This window comes from Isoptericola sp. S6320L, assembly GCF_023015685.1.
GTDB lineage: Bacteria > Actinomycetota > Actinomycetes > Actinomycetales > Cellulomonadaceae > Isoptericola > Isoptericola halotolerans_A.
The window spans coordinates 57,920-75,956 of the sequence record NZ_JALKAT010000015.1; the positions used below are offsets into that span (position 1 = coordinate 57,920).

Here is an 18,037-nt window from a genome sequence, read left to right on the forward strand (position 1 = left end):
GAAGGGCCGCCGGCCCGGCTGACCGGGCCGGCGGCCGTTCGATCACTTGACGGTGAAGCCCTGCTGCTGGGCGTAGGACACGAGAGCGTCCTGGATGGTCTGCAGCGTGGTGGTGGCGTCACCGCCGGATTCCACCATGTCGAACAGCGCCTGCGTCTGCTGGTCGTACGCGTAGACCTGGAACGGGCTGAACGAGAAGCCCTCGTAGCCGTTGGCCGCCTCGATGAAGACGTCCTTGTTGATCTGCTGGCCGCCGAAGAACTCGTACTCCTTGTTGACGAAGTAGTCGGACTCCAGCGCCTCGTTCCACTGCGGGAACAGCGCCGCCTCGTCGATGCCGAGCTCCCAGGCGTCCATGTCGCCGAACAGCTCGCTGGCCACGGTGTACGCGGCCGCCTTGTCGTCGGCCTGCTCCGTCACGGCGAACGTGGAACCGCCCCAGTTGACCTGGGTGGGGTCGTCCGCGTCCCACTGGGGCAGCGGCGCGGCCTTCCACTCGGCCTCGCTGTCGGCGTCGGACAGGCCCTGGAGGTAGCCGGGGCCCCACGCGGCCGCCAGGTAGACGGCGTAGGTGCCGTCGACGAGGCTCGTGTTGTAGTCCGAGGTGAAGGCGTCGTCGGTGGAGACGAGGCCCTGGTCGATGAGGTCCTTCCAGTACGACAGGACCTGCTCCGCCTCGGGGGTGGCGACGTCGATGCCGATCTCCTGCGGGTTCGCGGCGTCATACTCGAACGGGCTCCAGCCGTTCTGCGCGAACAGCGCGTAGTTCAGCGCGTTGCCGTTGGTCGGGTAGTTGGTGATGTACCCCTCGTAGCCGGCGTCGCGCAGCTCCTGGCCCGCCCGGGCGAAGTCCTCCCAGGTGGTCGGCGCCTCCACCCCGTACTCCTCGAAGATGTCGGCCCGGTACAGCATGCCCATCGGGCCGCCGTCGACCGGGATCGCGTAGACGGAGTCACCGCTGGTGACGTCGGACCAGGCACCGGTGGTGAACTGGCTCTCCAGCTCGTTGGCACCGAACTCGGACAGGTCGGCGAGCGAGTTCAGGATCGTGTACGTGGGCAGGATCTCCGACTCGAGCATGATGACGTCCGGAGCACCGGAGCCCGCCTCGATCGTCGTGGAGAACTTGTTGTACTCGTCGGCGCCCTGGCCGGCGTTGGTCCAGCAGACCTGGACGTCGTCATGAGTCTCGTTGAAGTGGTCCACGACCGACTCGAACGCGGGGTACCAGGCCCACACGCTCACCTCGGTGGCGTCCGGCTTCTTGATCTCGTTGGTGCAGGCGGCGGCGTCGCCGCCGCCCTCCGCGGTGGCCCCGCCGTCGGCGGACCCCCCGGACGAGCAGGCCGCCAGGAGCGTTCCGACCGTCAGTGTGGCAACAGCTGCTGCTGCACCACGGCGCTGTGAGATGCGCATTCGATGTCCTCCTTGAATGAGTGCGCCGGGGCCACCTTGGCCCTCAGTGAGGGTGCCGCCGATGGCACTCTCTCCATCGTTGTACAACAACGGGATGGGACTTTTTTACACCGTTGTAGAGACGGATGCAAGCAGCGGCCGACAACCGTTACCGTCGCGCAACCTGACGCACCGTCAGCCGCCCTGCGACACCAGGCGGCCCAGCAGGCTGGACTCGCGCGCCACGACCTGGAACTCCGCGACGACACGGCGCGGCTCGACGGTGGACCCGCCGATGCGGTCCAGGAGCAGGTCCACCGCCGTCTGCGCGATCTGTTCCCGGCCGGGGTCGATCGTGCTGAGCAACGGCTCCGAGTAGCGGGCGTCGTCGACGTCGTCGAAGCCCATGACCGCGACGTCGTGGGGCACCGAGACCCCCCGCGCATGGAGGACGTGCAGCGCACCGAGCGCCAGCGCGTCGTTCATGCCGAACACCCCGTCGAAGGGCACGCCGGAGTCGAGCAGCGTGGACATCGCCTCCGCGCCGGTCGCGCGGTGCCACAGGCCCGCCTCGACCACCAGCCGGGGGTCGAAGGGGACGCCCGCCTCGGCCAGCGCCTTGCGGTAGCCGTCGTACCGGAGCCGCGCCGAGCCCATCGTCTCGCCCGGGTGGGCGCCGATGGCCGCGATCCGTCGGCAACCCCGTTCGATGAGGTGCAGCGTCGCCGCCCGCGACGCCTCGACGTTGGCCATCGTGACGTGGTCGACGGGACCGAACATCCGCTCGCCGAGCAGCACCATCGGGTAGTCGACCTCGAGCTTCTCGGTCTCCTCGGGCTCCAGCGCGAGGGGCGAGAACAGCAGGCCGTCCGTGAGCCGGCGCTGCGCGGAGTCGAGCGCCTGGAGCTCCCGTTCGCGCTGGGCGCCCGTCTGCTCGATGAGCACCACCACGCCGCGCGCCTCGGCCGCGCGCATCACGGAGTCCGCCAGCTCGGCGAAGTACGGCAGAGAGAGCTCGGGCAGCGCGAGGCCGATCATGCCGGTGCGCCCCTGGCGCAGGTTCCGCGCCGTCGTGTTCAGCCGGTAGCCGAGATCGTCGATCGCCTCCTGGACCCGCCGGCGCGTCTCGGGCCGGATGTGCGGGTAGGCGTTGACGACGTTCGAGACCGTCTTGATCGAGACGCCGGCCCTGCGCGCCACGTCATGCATGGTCACTGCCACGTGACTCTCCTCCTGATCGACGCGCCCAGCGTAGGACACGGGCGGCCGACTGGTGCCGGACACCTGTGTCGTGGTTCACTCTACATCGTTGTAACCATCGGCGGCACATCCCGCTCCGTTCGCAGAGGAACACCGAGAACCATGGCTGACGCCCGCATCACCCTGCACCCCGACTTCCGCCGCGGGGTCGTCGACCGCCGCCTGTTCGGCTCGTTCGTCGAGCACCTGGGCCGTGCGGTCTACACCGGCATCTTCGAGCCCGAGCACCCCGCGGCCGACGAGCACGGCTTCCGCCGCGACGTCGCCGACCTCACCCACGAGCTGGGTGTGTCGATGGTGCGCTACCCCGGCGGCAACTTCGTCTCGAACTACGTCTGGGAGGACGCCGTCGGCCCCGTCGCCGAGCGCAAGCCGTTCCTCGACCTCGCGTGGCGCACCGTCGAGCCGAACCTCGTCGGCACCGACGAGTTCCTGCAGTGGGCCGAGCGCGAGGGGATCGAGCCGATGATGGCCGTCAACCTCGGCACGCGCGGGGTCGCGGCCGCCGCGGCCCTGGTCGAGTACTGCAACGGCGAGGCCGGCACCCGGTGGGCCGACCTGCGGATCGCCAACGGGCGCACCGAGCCCTACGGCGTCAGGCTCTGGTGCCTGGGCAACGAGATGGACGGCCCGTGGCAGATCGGCCACAAGGACGCCCACGAGTACGGCAAGCTCGCCGCCGAGGCCGGCAAGGCCATGAAGCTCGTCGACCCGTCGATCTCCCTGGTCGTGTGCGGCTCCAGCTCCATGCAGATGCCGACGTTCGGCGAGTGGGAGCGCACCGTCCTGTCGTACACCTACGACCTGGTCGACCACATCTCGATGCACGCCTACTACGAGGAGCACGACGGCGACCGCGCGTCCTTCCTGGCCTCCGGCACCGCGATGGACCGCTTCATCGACCGCGTGGTGGCCTCCGCCGACGCCGTGGGTGCCGAGCGCCGCAGCGACAAGAAGATCACGATCTCGTTCGACGAGTGGAACGTCTGGTACCTCGAGACCCGCTTCCCGGGAGAGGCCAACCTGCCGATCCAGCGGGACGCCCCGCGCATCATCGAGGACGTCTACTCGGCCCTCGACGCCGTCGTCGTCGGTGACCTCTTGGTCACGCTGCTCAACCACGCCGACCGGGTCCCCGTCGCGGCCCTCGCCCAGCTCGTCAACGTCATCGCACCGATCATGACCGAGCCCGGCGGCGAGGCCTGGCGGCAGCCCACCTTCTACCCGTTCGCGACGACGGCGCGCCTGGCCCGCGGCACGGCCCTCGACGTGCGGGTGGACGCGCCCAGCCTCCGGACCGAGCGGCACGGCGAGGCCCCCGCGGTCACCGCGGCGGCGACGGTCGACGACGACGGCAGCCTGGGCCTGTTCCTCACCAACCGGTCGGACCAGGTCGTCGAGGTGGACCTCGCACACGTCGGGGCGACGCTCTCCCTGACCGAGGGGCACCAGATGCTCGCGGACCACGAGACGGCCGTGCACGGCCCGGAGCACGCCGCCAAGGTCGCGGAGGCCTCCTGGTCGGCCGTCGACGTGGCCGGCGCCCTCGTCGGCTCCGCGGACGGGACCACGACGGTCCGTCTGGCGCCGGAGTCGTGGACGGCGTTCGCGGGGACGTTCGCGCGCGCCTGAGCACCCGCGAGAACGACCCGCGTCCCGGGACCGACCGGCACCGACCGGCACGGTCGGCGGATCCCGGGATGCGGGTCGCTCTCGCGGCGGGCAGGTCAGGCCGGGGCGAGCGCCAGCTCGTCGTCGGCCTGCTCGGAGCCGGGCTTCTGGTCCTCGAACCGGCGCAGCACCCGGCTGACGGTCGACCGGGACGCCTTGACCTCGTCGGCGATCTCGCGCTGGTTCAGGCCGGCGCGGGCGAGCATCAGGATGCGGCGGTCGCGGCCGGACGGTTCCTCGCTCCCCTCGCCCGCGCCGTCGGTCACCGCCGTGCTCTCGTCGTCCTCCGACGCCTTCTCGGCACTCTCGGCGCCCTCGAGGGCTGTGCTCGGCGCGTCCGTCGGCAGCTCGGAGGTGCCGTGCAGGTTGGACCAGGTGGGCACCCGGGGGATCGCGCCCGTCGCGGTGTCGGAGCGGCCGACCAGGTCGAACACCTCGACCCGGCGGGTGTGCCCGGTCTCCGGCAGCGGCTCGGACGGCTGCGGCGCCTCGCTGTGCGCCTCCGCCGGGCCGTGCTCGCGCGCGACGGCCTCTGGCTCGTCCTCGGTCTCGCGCGGACCCGTGCCGCGCGTACCCGTGGGCTCACCGCCCAGTGCGGCGCCGAAGTCCTCGGCGAACGGCTCCGGCTCGGCGGTCCGCTCGCCGTCGTCCTCGTCGCGCGACGCGACGGCCGCCGTCGTGACCGGCTCGACGACCGGCTCGGCCTCGACAGGTCCAGCGGCGACGGGCTCAGCGGCGACAGGCTCGGTGGCGGCCACGGTCGACGCGGAGCCTGCCGGCCGAGCATCGGCCGGTGCCGGGTCCTCGGCCAGGACGGTTCCGCGGGCCATACCGCGCTTGACCGAGCTCGCGCCGATGGTGTCGAGCCTGCTGCCGTGACGCTCGGCAGCCTCCAGCCGCTCGACCCAGACCTGCATCCGCCGTTCGAAGTCCTCCACGGTCAGCAGCTTCAGCGCGCGGTCGCGCGCGGCACGCTGGCGCTCGTGCGACGCGCGGATCTTCTTCGTGGCACGACGGCTGCCCGAGCTGTCGAGCCGCGCGTCGCGCCACATCTCCAGAGCCGTGACGTACTGGTGCACGCGGTGCTCGCGGCGGCGCTCGTCCAGGGTGTGCCCCGTGACGAGGTGCCGCTCGCCGACCAGCGCCAGGTGCCACATCAGCGCCGCGACCAGCGGCGGCACGAACCGGAAGACCACCATGTAGGGCGTGCTGGCGGTCGGCACCGCCACCTCGTGGAGCGCCGCGAAGACGCCGGAGGTGCCGGACAGGACCCACGTCAGGGTCAGCAGGACCCCGTACGGCCGCCCCTCGAGCGCGGCGTTGCGCGCCATGAGGGCGACGGCGACGAGGCTGACCTCCAGGAATCCCGCGAGCGCATAGGCCTCGAGCGGTTCCATGTGGGCGACCTCGAGGCCGAACAGCACCATGCCGCTGTAGGCCAGCGCCGTCGCGATGAAGGCGGCGATGACCACGGCCACCATCGGCAGGTGCCGGCCGCGATAGCGGGGTCTCGAGGTGGCGTCGCCCGCCGTGGTCGCCGACACGTCCTGCTGAGTCACGTATTCCTCCGAAATATGGTGATGACTCCATATATCAACAGGTCGCCGCTCGGGAAGTCAACGCTCCCGCCGGGATCGGGAGCCGATCGTGACCCGCCGGCCGCTCGGGGCTCTGTTTCGCCCGCAGCCGCACTGGACATACCGCCCGGTCGGTTCGCTACGGTGGCCCCACGCCGTCGAGGAGGACGCCATGACCGAACGGTCCACCGCCCCGCACGATGCCGGCACGGCCGGCGACCAGACCCGGATCGAGACCCCGCTCGGCACGTTCGCCGCACTGCGTCACAGCCACGACGTCGAGCAGGTCCGCAACATCCGCTACGCCCGCGCAGGGCGGTTCGAACCGCCGACTCCGGTCCCCCCGGACCCGGAGGAGTCCGCGGCGCGCCAGCTCGACCGCTACGCGTGCCCTCAACCACCCAGCGCCGCCGACGAGGTGTACGGACCCCAGCTCGCGGGCATGACGTTCACCGAGGACTGCCTGCGGCTCAGCGTCACCCGCCCCGTCCGCAGCCCGGCCGACGACACCCTGCTCCCGGTCCTCGTGTGGGTCCACGGCGGCGCCTACGTCTCCGGTGCCGGCGACCTCCCCGGCTACGACCCGGTCGCCCTGGTCCGCGAGCACGGGGTCGTCGTCGTGAACGTCACCTACCGGCTCGGCGCCCTCGGGTTCTTCGGGGACGACGGCGGAGCGGACGGACGGCCACCCCGGCCGGCCAACCTCGGCCTCCTCGACGTCATCGAGGCGCTGCGCTGGGTCCGGGAGCACATCGAGGCCTTCGGGGGCGACCCCGGCCAGGTGACGGCGTTCGGTCAGTCCGCCGGGGCGGACCTGCTCGCACACGTCCTGGGTGCCGACGGCACCGACGGGCTGCTGCGGCGCGCCATCCTGCAGAGTCCGCCGCTCGGCGTCCGCGGCGGCCGCGCGGAGATCCACGACGCCTTGGTCGGCGCGGCGGGCGACCTCACCGCCGGCTCCCCGGTCACCGACGTCGTGGCCGCGCAGGTCCGGGCGGCCGCCGCCGTGGCGGGGATGAACGACCGTGCCGGGATGCCGTTCGCCCCCGAGTACGGCCGCGCTCCCCTGCCGCCGGAGGACGAGTTCCTGGCCACGTGGCGCCGTCGGGCACCCGAGCTGGAGCTCCTGGTGACCTGGACGAGGCAGGACGGCAGCGCGTTCGTCCAGCTCGACCCGAAGGGTCGCGCCCTGCGGGCGAGGCCGGTGGTCGGCCCGTTGCTGTTCCGGCTCGTGGCACGCCGCGTCACAGACACCCTGTTCCGCCGGGGGGCCCGGGCGTTCGCGAAGAACATGGCTGACGCCGGTGCCGCCGTCGTCGCCGCCGAGCTGTCGACGCGCCCCGACGGCAACCCGCTCGGGGCCACCCACGCCGTCGAGCTCGGGCTGCTCTTCCCGAACGCGGAGCGGTGGGCCGAGGCCCCGGTGATCGGGCCCGACGGCGCCACGCACCTCGTCGAGGCCGGTCGCGCCCTGCGCGCGGCGTGGGTCGAGTTCGCCAGGACCGGACGCCTGTCCGCCGACCGGGTCGGAGTCGGCCCCGGGTGGAGCGGCGGGCTCCGCGTCACCCGCCGCTCCTGACCCGCCCACCCGTCAGCTCCCGGTCAGCGCCCACGGACCCCACGGCGAGGCGCCGGGCTCGGAGTTCCGGGTCCACCACCGGGCCTCGTAGCGGAGATCGCCGTGCACGACGACGTCGCCCGCGGTGAAGATCCGCGACGGCGTCCAGACCGCGGTCCCGTCGGAGGCCTCGGCGATCTCCTGCCACGCACCCCACGGCGACGCACCCGGCTCCTGAGCGCGTGTCCACCACGTCGCCTCGAAGGTCCGCCCGTCGAACGACACCCGGTCCCCGGCCGTGTACACCGCCGAGGCGTCCCACGCCGGGTGCACCACGACGGGGTCGACGCTCGTCAGCGTCGGCACCACCTGTTCGATGAGCCCGTCCTCGCCGAACGTCAGCCGGTCGATCGTGGTCTCCCGGTGGGTACCGTCGCCGCCCGGGATCGCGAACCGGTGGTAGGCGATGTACCAGTCGTCCGTGCCGGCCACCTCGAGGATCGAGCTGTGGCCGGTCCCGAGGATGCCCTGCGAGACGTCCTTCGACAGGATGACGCCCTGGTAGGTCCACGGGCCTGCCATGCTCGCGGCCGTGGCGTAGCCGACCCGGTAGTTCTCCGACCCCGTGTCGTCGATCGAGTACGTCAGGTGGTAGACGCCCTCACGGTGGTTGACGAACAGCCCCTCACGGAAGCCGTCGAGCCCCTCGATCCGCTGCAGCGTGGCCTCGTCGACCGAGACCATGTCGTCGTTCAGCTCGGCCATGACCGGACCGTCGCCGGGACCGCCGTTGCCCCAGAGCAACCAGTGCTTGCCGGTCTGCGGGTCCCGGAACGTCGCCGGGTCGATGGCCTGCCCCGACGTCACGGCCTCGGTGTTCGTGATCATCGCCTCGGGCTCGGCCGTGAACGGACCTTCCGGGTGATCCGCGACGGCCACCCCGATGGTCTTGCGGTCGTAGGTCGGGTTGTGGCCGGAGAAGTAGAAGTAGTACCTCCCGTCCCGCTCGGTGACGGTCGGCGCCCAGGCGTTGCCCGTGGCCCACGGGACGTCCCCGTCCGCGCCGTCCAGCGTGAGGATCGGTGCGTCCGACCGCTCCCAGTCCACCAGGTCGGTGGACCTCCAGACGTAGAACTCCTTCCCTCCCCAGCCGGGGTAGCCGTCCGAGGTCGCGTAGAGGTAGAACGTGTCGCCGAACTGGGCGATGTTCGGGTCGGCGAACTGACCCGGCAGCACGGGGCTGCGCATCTCGACGGCCCGCACGGTCCACGTGCGCTCCGCCCCCTCGGGGCCGGTCAGCGTGTACTCCACCGGCGCGGTGAAGTCCTGAACGCTCCCGTTCGACGGCGCCAGCTCGGCCGCGTCGGAGACCGCGAGCGTCGGCGCGAGGGCGGTGAGGTCCGTACCGGGCTCGACGGGGAGCGTGACGGTGCTGCCGGCGTCGTCGACGATCGCGTCCACCTTCAGCTCGTCGAGCGCGGCGCCCGTGACGTCGGTGTGGTCGACGCCGATCGCCGCGACCTCGTCCGGCGTCAGCGCCCGGTCGTAGAGGCGGAAGTCCGCGACGTCGCCGGCCAGGTACCGGTCGCCGGAGTACAGCGACCGCCCGAGGTAGTTGGCGGCGGTCTGCCCGTCGCCGATGTCGGCCGGGTCGATCGTGACGCCGGTCTGCCGGGCGACCTCCATGCCGTCCTCGTAGAGCGTCGCGGTGTCCCCCTCGAGGGTGTAGGTCAGGTGCTTCCACACACCGCGGGCGAGGTTCGACCCCGTCGAGACCGTCTGCTCGGTGCTCCAGTTCCCCGTCGCGATCGAGGTCCGGTAGGCGTTGCCCGTGGTGAACAGGTAGCCGTCGCCGGCCGACCCGCTGGAGTTGCCCAGCCCGTAGACGAAGTAGGGCGTCGGCTGGGAGTCGTCGATGCGCACGTCCAGCGCCACGGTGACGTCGTGCACGCCGGCGAGCAGGTCGTCCGGCAGGTCCACGAAGTCGTCGGTGCCGTCCAGCGCCACGCCGTCACCGGTGAACGACGCGCCGCCCGCGAGCGTCGCGGCGCCGAACGTGCTGTCCGGTGCGGTGTTGGCCGCCGTCGTCCCGGTCGTCTCGTCGAGCGGATAGCGGACCACCAGCCCCGGGATCTGCGTGGTGACGTCGACGGGGACGTCGACGGCGAACCCACCGTCCGCCGTCGTCGCCGTCACCGTCGTGGTGCCCTCGGCCACGCCCGTCACGACACCGTCCGCGGTGACGGAGGCGATGGCTTCGTCGGCGACCGACCAGGTGATCCCGCGTGCGCTCGCGTTGGCGGGCGTCACGGTCGCCGTGAGCGACCGCTCGCCGCCGACCGCGAGCTCGAGGCTCTCCGGCCGCACGGACAGGTCGGCGACCGGGACCGGCTCCGTCGTGACCGTCACGACGGCCCGCGCCGGCAGCGACGTCCCGCCGCCGAGCGTGCCGGCGACCTCGAACGTCCCGGGCTGCGCCACGGCCGCCGGATCGACGTCGTCCCACGTCACCGCAGCCGTGCCGGCGGATCCGTCGGCGTACGCGACCGGCACCTCGTCCGGCAGCACCGGGGTGTCGCCCACCTGCACCGTCACCGCCACGTCGTCGACCGACTCGACGAACGCGTCGGGCTGGTAGGTGCGCAGCAACCGGTCGTGCTCGGCCTGTGTCACGGGCAGCACGGTGCCGTGACGCGGGCGCGAGGGCATCTCGTAGTCGGCGGACATGGTCCACTCCTCGGCGTCGAGGTCGGTGGTCTCGAACGGCACGTAGCCGCGACCGCCGAACTCGTCGATGAACAGGTACCACTTCTCCTCGGTGTTCGACTTGAAGATGGTCGGGCCCTCGCCCTGGTTGATCCCGTCCGAGATCGAGTTCGCCTTGCCGATGCACTCGGTGATGTGCTCGTAGTCGGTCGAACGCAGCTCGGTCGACTTCTCCGCGGTGATGAACTTCGAGCACGGTGTGGACGAGGTGTTGTTCCGCTCGTCCTTGGTGAAGCGGTAGTACTCGCCGTCGTGCAGCGTCACGGTGGAGTCGATGACGGAGTAGCCGGGGTCGATCCACACCTGGGGCTCGGTGAAGGTCACGAAGTCGCGCGTCGTGGCGTACATCATCCGGTTGTAGGAGCTGCCGGTGTGGTCCGGGTCGTCCGCCGCGTAGAGCTTCGAGGCCCAGAACACCACGTAGGCGCCGATGCTCTCGTCGTAGTACGCCTCAGGGGCCCAGGTGTTGCCCGCGGTGTCCGGCGAGACCTGCACGAGCCGCTGGTCGGTCCAGTTCACGAGGTCCGTGGACTCCCAGACCATGATCGACTTCGAGCCCTGACGCTGCGCCGCGTCCCACCCGTCGCCGTCGTAGATCCGCAGGTCGGTGGCGATCTGGTAGAACTTGTCGCCCTCCGGGGAGCGGATGATGAACGGGTCGCGCAGCCCCTCCTCCCCCAGCTCGGACGTCAGGACCGGCTCGTTGTCGTTGAGGTCCTGGTAGTTCAACGGGTCGTCACCCCGGGAGAGGCCGAAGTAGACCTGCTCGCCGTCCGCGGAGCCCTCCCCGAGGAAGTACGAGAACAGGTAACCCTCGTAGTCCTCCTCGGCGGGCAGCGCCGGGACGTGCGCGGTGAACGTGCGCTCCGCCGTCGCCTCCCCCACGGTCACCGTGGCCGTGAGCTCCACGTCCTGCGCCGGCTCCCCGTGAGCCGGCCGGGTCACCTCACCCGTGGGGGCGATGGTGTCCGACGACGGTGCCCAGGTGACGCTCGCGCCGTCGTCCCCCGTGGTGGGCAGCGTCAGGTTGCCCCGGACGTCGTCGAGGTTCGTCACCTCGAGGGCGTCGGCCGCCGCCTGCGCCTTCTCGGCGTCTCCCGCGGCCGGCAGCACGGTCACGGCGAAGTCCGCCGTCGCGGTCGCACCTCGGCTGTCGAGGGTCGCCGTGAGCGTGACGTCCGAGGCCTCGGAGGGCGCCCCGTAGGTGCCGTCGGCTGCGAGCACCGACTCGTCGGAGCTGGCCCACGTCACCGTCGAGCCGCCCGGCGCGGTGGTCGGCAGGTCGAGGTCGCCACGCACCGCCGTCGTGTCCCCGAGGTCGAGCGCCGTCGCGTCCGCGGCGAGCACCGGTGCCGCGTTCGCGACCACCAGGTCGGTGACCTCGGTGCCGTCGAGCGCACGGTCGTAGAGCCGGACGTCCTTCATCCGGCCCTCGAAGAGGCCGTCGGCGTCGTACGCGGACCGCCCGAGGAAGTTCGAGACGGTCGACCCGCCACCGATGTCCGACGGGGTCAGGGTGACCGTGTCGTTGCTCGCGACGACCTCACCGTCCCGGTACAGCGTGCCCGTCCCCTCGCTCACCGTGTAGGCCACGTGCACCCAGGCACCTCGGGGCAGGGCCTCGTCGGCCGAGGTGTTCTGCTCGGCGCCCCACGCGGCGTCGGAGATCGTGGCGCGATAGCTGGCGTCTCCCGTGCTGAACAGGTAGCCGTCGCCGGACTGCGGACTGCCGACGGCGGGGTTGCCGAACGTGTAGAGGAAGTAGCTGCCGGTCAGCTCCGGCTCGATCCAGACGTCGGCGGCGACGGTCACGTCGGTGACCCCGGCGACCAGGTCGTCCGGCAGGTCGACGAAGGTGTCGCCGTCGAACCCGAGGCCGAGGCCGCTCCAGTCGGCGGTGCCGTCCACCGTGCCGTCGGCGCCGTGGCCGGAGGCGTCCGTCGCGTCGCCGTCCAGGGGATACCAGGCGACGAGGCCGTCCTCGCTGGGCTCGGCGGCGTGGGCCGTGGGTGCCGTGGCGACCACCGGGGACGCCAGGGCCAACCCGAGCAGGCCGGCCGCTGTCCGACGTCCGCGACCGGTCCGGGCGCGTGGAGAGGGTGGACGTGAGGTCATCGATGACTCCTCGTGATCGTGCCCGGCCTCGTCGCCGGTGCGGGTCGCGTCCGCCGTCGGACGCTGTTGTTAACGCTAACAGGACCGGAGGCGCGGCTCCGCGTGATGATCAGAACCGATCACACGTCCGGGCAACGACCGCGCCCCCGTGCCGCTGGGGGGAGGAGATCTCCGGATCTCGGTGCGAGATCCTCGGAGATTCCTCCCCACCGCCGCACGGGGGCGATCCGGCCGGTGGGTCAGATGGTCAGCCGGTGATCAGCTCCCAGGGGCCCCACGGCGAACCACCCGGTTCCTGGTTCCGCGTCCACCACCTCGCCGTGTACCTGGCGCCGTCGTGCTCGACGACGTCACCCGCGACGAAGATCCGCGACTCCGTCCAGAGGGCCGTACCGTCCGAGGTCGCGGCGATCTCCTGCCACGACCCCCACGGCGACGACCCCGGCTCCTGGTTCCGCGTCCACCACGTGGCCTCGAACACCGCGCCGTCGTGCGTCACCCGGTCCCCCGCGGTGTACACCGTCGAGGCGTCCCACGCCGGGTGCTCCGGCGGGCACTCCTCGTCCGAGTCGCCCTTCGTCCACGTCCACGACTCCGGGTTCTTCGTCGATGACGGCTTGTCGGTCAGGACGTAGCCCGCCAGCGGCGTGGCCACCACCTTCACCCCGCCGTCGTTCTTGCGGGTCTCGACGTACTCGACGCCCTCCACCACGGGCAGCGGTGCCCCCGTGATGTTCGCCGGACCGCACTCGTCCGTCCACGTCGGACGTTCCGGCGTCACCTCGACGAGCTCCTCCTCGGCCTGCGCGAGGCGGAGGAACGTCACCGAGTGGGCCGGGAAGTCGTACGAGAACTCGTTCGCTCCCCCGTCCCAGGTGCGGTCGACGGGGACCACGGCGGTCTTGTCCGCCTTGGTGTTGGTGGCCGAGGGGTCGGCCACCAGCTCGGTGACGGCGACGTCGGAGGCGACCTCGAACGCACCGGTGACCGCCACGTCGGTCCGTGCGGTCGCGGCGCCGGGGTTGACGACCTTGACGATCATCTCGCCGGTGTCGTCGTCGTGGGTGACCACCTGGTACAGCGACTTCTCCACCGGTGTCGTGTAGGTCATCTGCAGCTCGCCGTCGAGGTACAGCTCGATGGTGCGCCCCTCCACGACGACCTTGACGCGGTAGTCCTGGCCCGTGGTGACCGACGATCCCTCGATCGCGGCGACCTCACCGGCGTCACCGCCGGAGGCCCGCTGGAGCACCGAGCGGGTGTTGTTCCACCCGCCGAGGTTCCACCAGTAGTAGTCGTTCGGCCCGCCGGCGGCGAAGCCCACGAGGAACCCCTCGTTCCCGCCAGTCTTCCGGGCGTCGAGCTCGAGGGTGTAGTCCGACCAGTCGACGTCGTAGGCACCGCTCGGCACGGTGCGCGCGTCCTCGGCCGTCCCGGACTGGACGTACTCGCCTTCCTGGACGGCCCACCGGCCGCCCACGGGCGACCACTGCGAGGCGTCGGCGAAGTCGTCCGAGAACAGCACCTCGCCGGTCTCGTTGTCCGTCACCACGACGTCGTCGTAGGCCGCCTGCGTGGCCCACGTCGACAGGAAGACGCCGCCGTCGAGGGGCGCGGCGTCGGTCGCACCGGTGTGGGTGCTGGGCACCACCTGGTCACCGACGTTGTTCATGAACAGGTGCTGGTTCCAGTAGTTGACCGAGGCCCAGGACTCGTCGTTGTCGAACCACATCATGTCCGGCGACCACTGCACGTAGTCCTCGTTGGCGAACATGGGGGCGTAGGACGCCAGCTCGACGAGGTCGGAGTTGCGCTCCAGCCCCGTCATGTACGCCGCCTCCGCGAGCGCGTTGCCCCACGTGTTGCCGCGCGAGGCGTACTCGCCGAGGAACACGTGCGGACCCTCGCGGTCGTACGCGTCGTAGCGCTCGGTGTTCTGCAGGAACCACGCCGGGTCGTTGTAGTAGTGCTCGTCGACCATGTCGACGCCCTGCTCCCGGTTGAACTCCCACAGCTCGTCGAACCGGGCACCCGCGTCGTCCGGACCCGAGTTCGAGATGATGGTGACGTCGGGCCAGGCCTCGGCGACGGCGTCGCGGAAGGCCGGGAAGTTCTCCTGGAAGGTGTCGGTGTTCTCCTCGTTGCCGAGCCCGATGTACCGCAGGTCGAACGGCTCGGGGTGACCGAGCTCGGCGCGCACGGCGCCCCACTCGGTGTCGACGTCACCCTTGGCGAACTCGATGAGATCCACCGTGTCCTGGACCCAACGGTCGAAGTTCTCGTCCCCGCCGTGCATCTCGGGGATCGTCGACCCGCAGCCGTTGGCGCCCACGGAGACCACGGGCAGCGGCGTGGCGCCGAGGTCCTCGGCCCACTCCATGTACTCGAGGTACCCGAGCCCGTACGACTGGTTGTAGCCCCAGAAGTTCCAGTTGGTCGGTCGTTCCTCGACCGGCCCGATCGTCTCCTTCCACTGGTACGTCCGGGTGCGGTCCTGCCCGTCGGACCCGACGTAGGTGTCGAAGGTGCCGACGTTCGTGACGCAGCCGCCGGGGAAGCGCAGGAACTGGGGGTTCAGCTCCTCCACCATCTCGGCGAGGTCCTTGCGCAGCACGCTCCGGCCGTTGACCGGCCCGACCCAGGTGTCCTGCGGGAACAGGGACACCATGTCGAGACGCAGCGTGCCCTCGGCGCCGGAGACGACCTGGAAGCGTGCGTCGTTCGCGTCACCGGACACGGTCAGCGTGGTCTCGTACTGCTTCCACTCGTCCGAGCCGTCGACGGCGATCGTGCCGGTGGCGTACGTGGTCCCGCCGTCGCCGGAGACCACCTGCACCGTCAGGTCCTGGGCCACGGAGGTGCGGGCCCAGACCGACGCGTCGTACGACTCGCCGTCCGCGACGGCGACACCCTCGTTGTAGGAGGAGTTCGACACGCCCGTGCTGCCGTCCGAGTCCACCGTGAGGTAGTAGCGGTTGGACTCGTTGAGCCACTCGGCCTCGTCGGACTCGACGGCGATGTCGCCGCCGCCGACCTGCTCCCAGGCGGTGAGGCCGGTGAACGCGGCGTTGTCCGCGCTGTTGAACTCGAAGGACCTGTTGCGGACGAGCTCGGCGTAGATGCCGCCGTCGGCCGCATAGTTGATGTCCTCGTAGAACGCGCCGTAGAGGTCGTCGCTCATCTCGGTGCGCTCGGCGTCCGCGTCGACGGTGAGCGTGTGCTCGCTGACCGAGACGGGGACGAGCACCAGACGAGCGGCGTCCGCCGGGTCGCCCAGCACGAGCGCACCGTCGGTGCCCTCGGCGAGCGCCCGGTCCCCGACCAGCACGGCGAGCTTGCCACCGCCCACGTCGGAGAGCCGGACGACGGCCGCGTCGTCAGCCTCGGCGCCCAGGGTCAGCCGGTCGCCGTCGACCACCAGCGGGAGCCCGGTCGGCGTGGCCAGGGTGAGCGGCGAACCGTCACCCTCGACCGGCGTGGCCACGAAGCTCGTGGCGGACGCCGGACGCTGGTCGACCAGCGTCAGGCCGCCGTCGTCGACGAGGTAGCGGCCGTCCGACCCGGCGAGGGTGAACTCGCCGTCCGGCACGACGTCCGCGCCCTCGGGCTCGACGAGCGCGAAGTAGTCGAAGACCACCTCGTGGCTCGGGGCGCTGCCCGCGGCCAGCGCGTAGAGGCCGATCTGCGTGGTGCCGGGTGCCAGCGTGGTGGTCGCGGCCTCGGTCCACCCCGCGCCGTCCCAGACCGAGACGGTGAAGTCGTCACCCGTCCGCTCCATCCGGAGCGTCTCACCGGTGGAGCCTTCGCGGGCCAGGAACGTCGCCGCATAGGTCGCGGCGGTCTCGGTGCCGGTCTCGATGCCGACGGGGCCGGTGTCGAACACGGACGCGTGGGTGAGCCCGGCGCGCACGTAGTTGTCGGCGTCCTGCCACGCCATGATGCCGGCGCCCTGGAAGTCCGCCGTCGGCGTGGCCTCCAGCGACGTCTGCGCGACGAAGTCCCCGGCGGGGACGTCGATGAGGAACATGTTCTCGTAGTTGTTGTCACCCTGGTAGGTGTCGCCGGGCTGCGACTGCAGCGTGAGCGCACCGTCACCGAGTGACCAGGCCGAAGCCTCCTCGCGGTCGATCGTCCACCGGGCGTCGAGCTCGGTCCCGTCGAACTGGTCGACCCAGGCGCCCTCCGGCAGCGGGGCGGGTGCGGCCGCCGCGACGGTGACGGTCGCGGACGCCACGCCGTGGCCGCCGTTCGACGTCGCGGTGATCGTGGCGGACCCCTCGGCCACGGCCGTGACCACGCCGTCGGCGTCGACCGTGGCGACCGCCTCGTCGTCGGAGGACCACGTCACCGCCCTGTCCTCGGCGGTGATCGGGGTGACCGTGGCGTCGAGGTCGGCGGCGTCGCCCGGCTCGAGCGCGAGCTCGGACCGGTCCAGCGCGACGCCCTCGGCGAGGAGGTCCGGCTGGTAGGCCTCGATGATCGCGGTCTGCTCCTCGGCGGTGATCGGCAGGACCGTGCCGTGCCGCGGGTTGCTGGGCAGCTCCACCTCAGGCCGCGAGGTCCAGTCCCCGGACGCCAGGTCCTGGGTCTGGAACAGCAGGTAGCCCTCGCCGCCGTGGTACGACGGCTGGTCGATCATCAGGTACCAGGAGTCGTCGGTGAGCGAGGGGAACATGGTCGGACCCTCGCCGGACGTGAAGGTCCCGCCCCACGGGTTGGGCTCCCCGACGCCGATCTGCTCGCCGATGAGCTCCCAGCCGTCACCCTCGGTGACGCCCTGCGTGAGCCGCAGGTCGTCCGAGACCTCCTGACGGACGGTCATGTCCGCCTCGTCCTTGGTGAGCCGGTAGTAGGTGCTGCCACCGTCCCCGGGCAGCTCGGCGATCGTCGAGTCGATCATGCCGCGGCCCGTGCCGCGCTTCATGTCGATCCAGAGCTCGGGCTCCGAGAAGCTGCCCTCGGTGAAGTCGGGCGTGGTCGCGGACATCATCCGCTGGTAGGAGGTGTTGATGTCGCGGTCGGCGGGGGCGACGTCCTCCGGGTACAGGGCGGAGGCCCAGTACACGACGAAGGCGCCGGCACCGTCGTTCGCCGTGGGGTCCCAGTGCGCCTCGGGCGCCCACAGGTTGCCGGCGTTCTCAGGTGCGAGCTCGATCTCGCGCTGCTCGGACCAGTTGACGAGGTCCGGCGACTCCCACACCATCATCGACCGGCTGCCGGTCTCCTGGGCGTCGCCGAAGCTGCCGCCACCGTAGATCTGCAGGTCGGTGGCGATGAGGTAGTAGACCCCCGTCTCCGGGTGCCGGACGAGGAACGGGTCGCGCAGGCCCTCGGTGCCCAGGGTGGACTCGAGGATCGGCTCGCCGTCGTTGAGCGTGTGCCAGGTCGTCGGGTCGTCGGACTCGCTGACGGCCAGGTAGATCTTCTCGCCGTCGGCGCCCTCACCGGCGAAGTACGGGAAGACGTAGGCGTCGTAGTCGGCGTCGTCCACGTCGACGGCGGTGGGGAGGGCGGCGGAGGATGAGGTCGGTACGGACGATACGGCTGCTGCCGGTGGGGCCATGGTGGCCGGCAGCGACAGCGCAAGGGTCAGCACGAGCGGCGTCGCTCGCTGGAGACGTCTGGATTTCATCGTTGTAACCTTTCGTCGCGGAACTTGGTGGTTCTCGACTTCCACAGGGGGTCGTCGGCGCCC

Annotated in this window: 7 protein-coding genes; 2 read left to right on the plus strand and 5 right to left on the minus strand. The window is 71.3% G+C overall.

Annotated elements, in window-relative coordinates; all coding sequences use genetic code 11:
- Window positions 1-42: 42 nt before the first annotated feature.
- Both MWU57_RS10365 and MWU57_RS10370 read right to left on the minus strand, forming a co-directional pair.
- A complete protein-coding gene (locus MWU57_RS10365; protein ID WP_246909096.1) occupies window positions 43-1,416 on the minus strand; it encodes an ABC transporter substrate-binding protein in 1,374 nt (457 codons plus the stop codon).
- A gap of 174 nt (window positions 1,417-1,590) precedes the next feature.
- Window positions 1,591-2,616: a LacI family DNA-binding transcriptional regulator gene (locus MWU57_RS10370; RefSeq protein WP_246909098.1), complete on the minus strand. Its 1,026-nt coding sequence runs from the start codon at window positions 2,614-2,616 to the stop codon at window positions 1,591-1,593.
- Window positions 2,617-2,757: 141 nt separating this feature from the next.
- Between MWU57_RS10370 and MWU57_RS10375 the strand changes: the two genes are divergently transcribed.
- Window positions 2,758-4,287 (plus strand): alpha-N-arabinofuranosidase, encoded by a 1,530-nt coding sequence (locus MWU57_RS10375; RefSeq protein ID WP_246909100.1) that lies wholly within the window; start codon window positions 2,758-2,760, stop codon window positions 4,285-4,287.
- Between the two features lie 95 nt (window positions 4,288-4,382).
- On the opposite strand, the gene MWU57_RS18400 is transcribed toward MWU57_RS10375, so the two are convergent.
- Entirely contained in the window at window positions 4,383-5,885 is a 1,503-nt protein-coding gene (locus MWU57_RS18400) for a winged helix-turn-helix domain-containing protein (protein WP_246909102.1), read from the minus strand.
- Window positions 5,886-6,075: 190 nt separating this feature from the next.
- Here MWU57_RS18400 and MWU57_RS10385 point away from each other — a divergent pair, with 190 nt between their 5' ends.
- Entirely contained in the window at window positions 6,076-7,482 is a 1,407-nt protein-coding gene (locus tag MWU57_RS10385) for a carboxylesterase family protein (protein ID WP_246909104.1), read from the plus strand.
- A gap of 12 nt (window positions 7,483-7,494) precedes the next feature.
- Here MWU57_RS10385 and MWU57_RS10395 read toward each other — a convergent pair whose 3' ends face one another.
- Together MWU57_RS10395 and MWU57_RS10400 are read right to left on the minus strand one after the other, a co-directional pair.
- Window positions 7,495-12,342 carry a family 43 glycosylhydrolase gene (locus MWU57_RS10395; RefSeq protein WP_281495544.1) on the minus strand — a complete coding sequence of 1,616 codons (4,848 nt, stop codon included), beginning with the start codon at window positions 12,340-12,342 and terminating at the stop codon, window positions 7,495-7,497.
- Window positions 12,343-12,589: 247 nt separating this feature from the next.
- Window positions 12,590-17,833, minus strand: coding sequence for an alpha-L-arabinofuranosidase C-terminal domain-containing protein (locus MWU57_RS10400; protein ID WP_246909106.1), 5,244 nt, complete (start codon window positions 17,831-17,833; stop codon window positions 12,590-12,592).
- Window positions 17,834-18,037 lie beyond the last annotated feature (204 nt).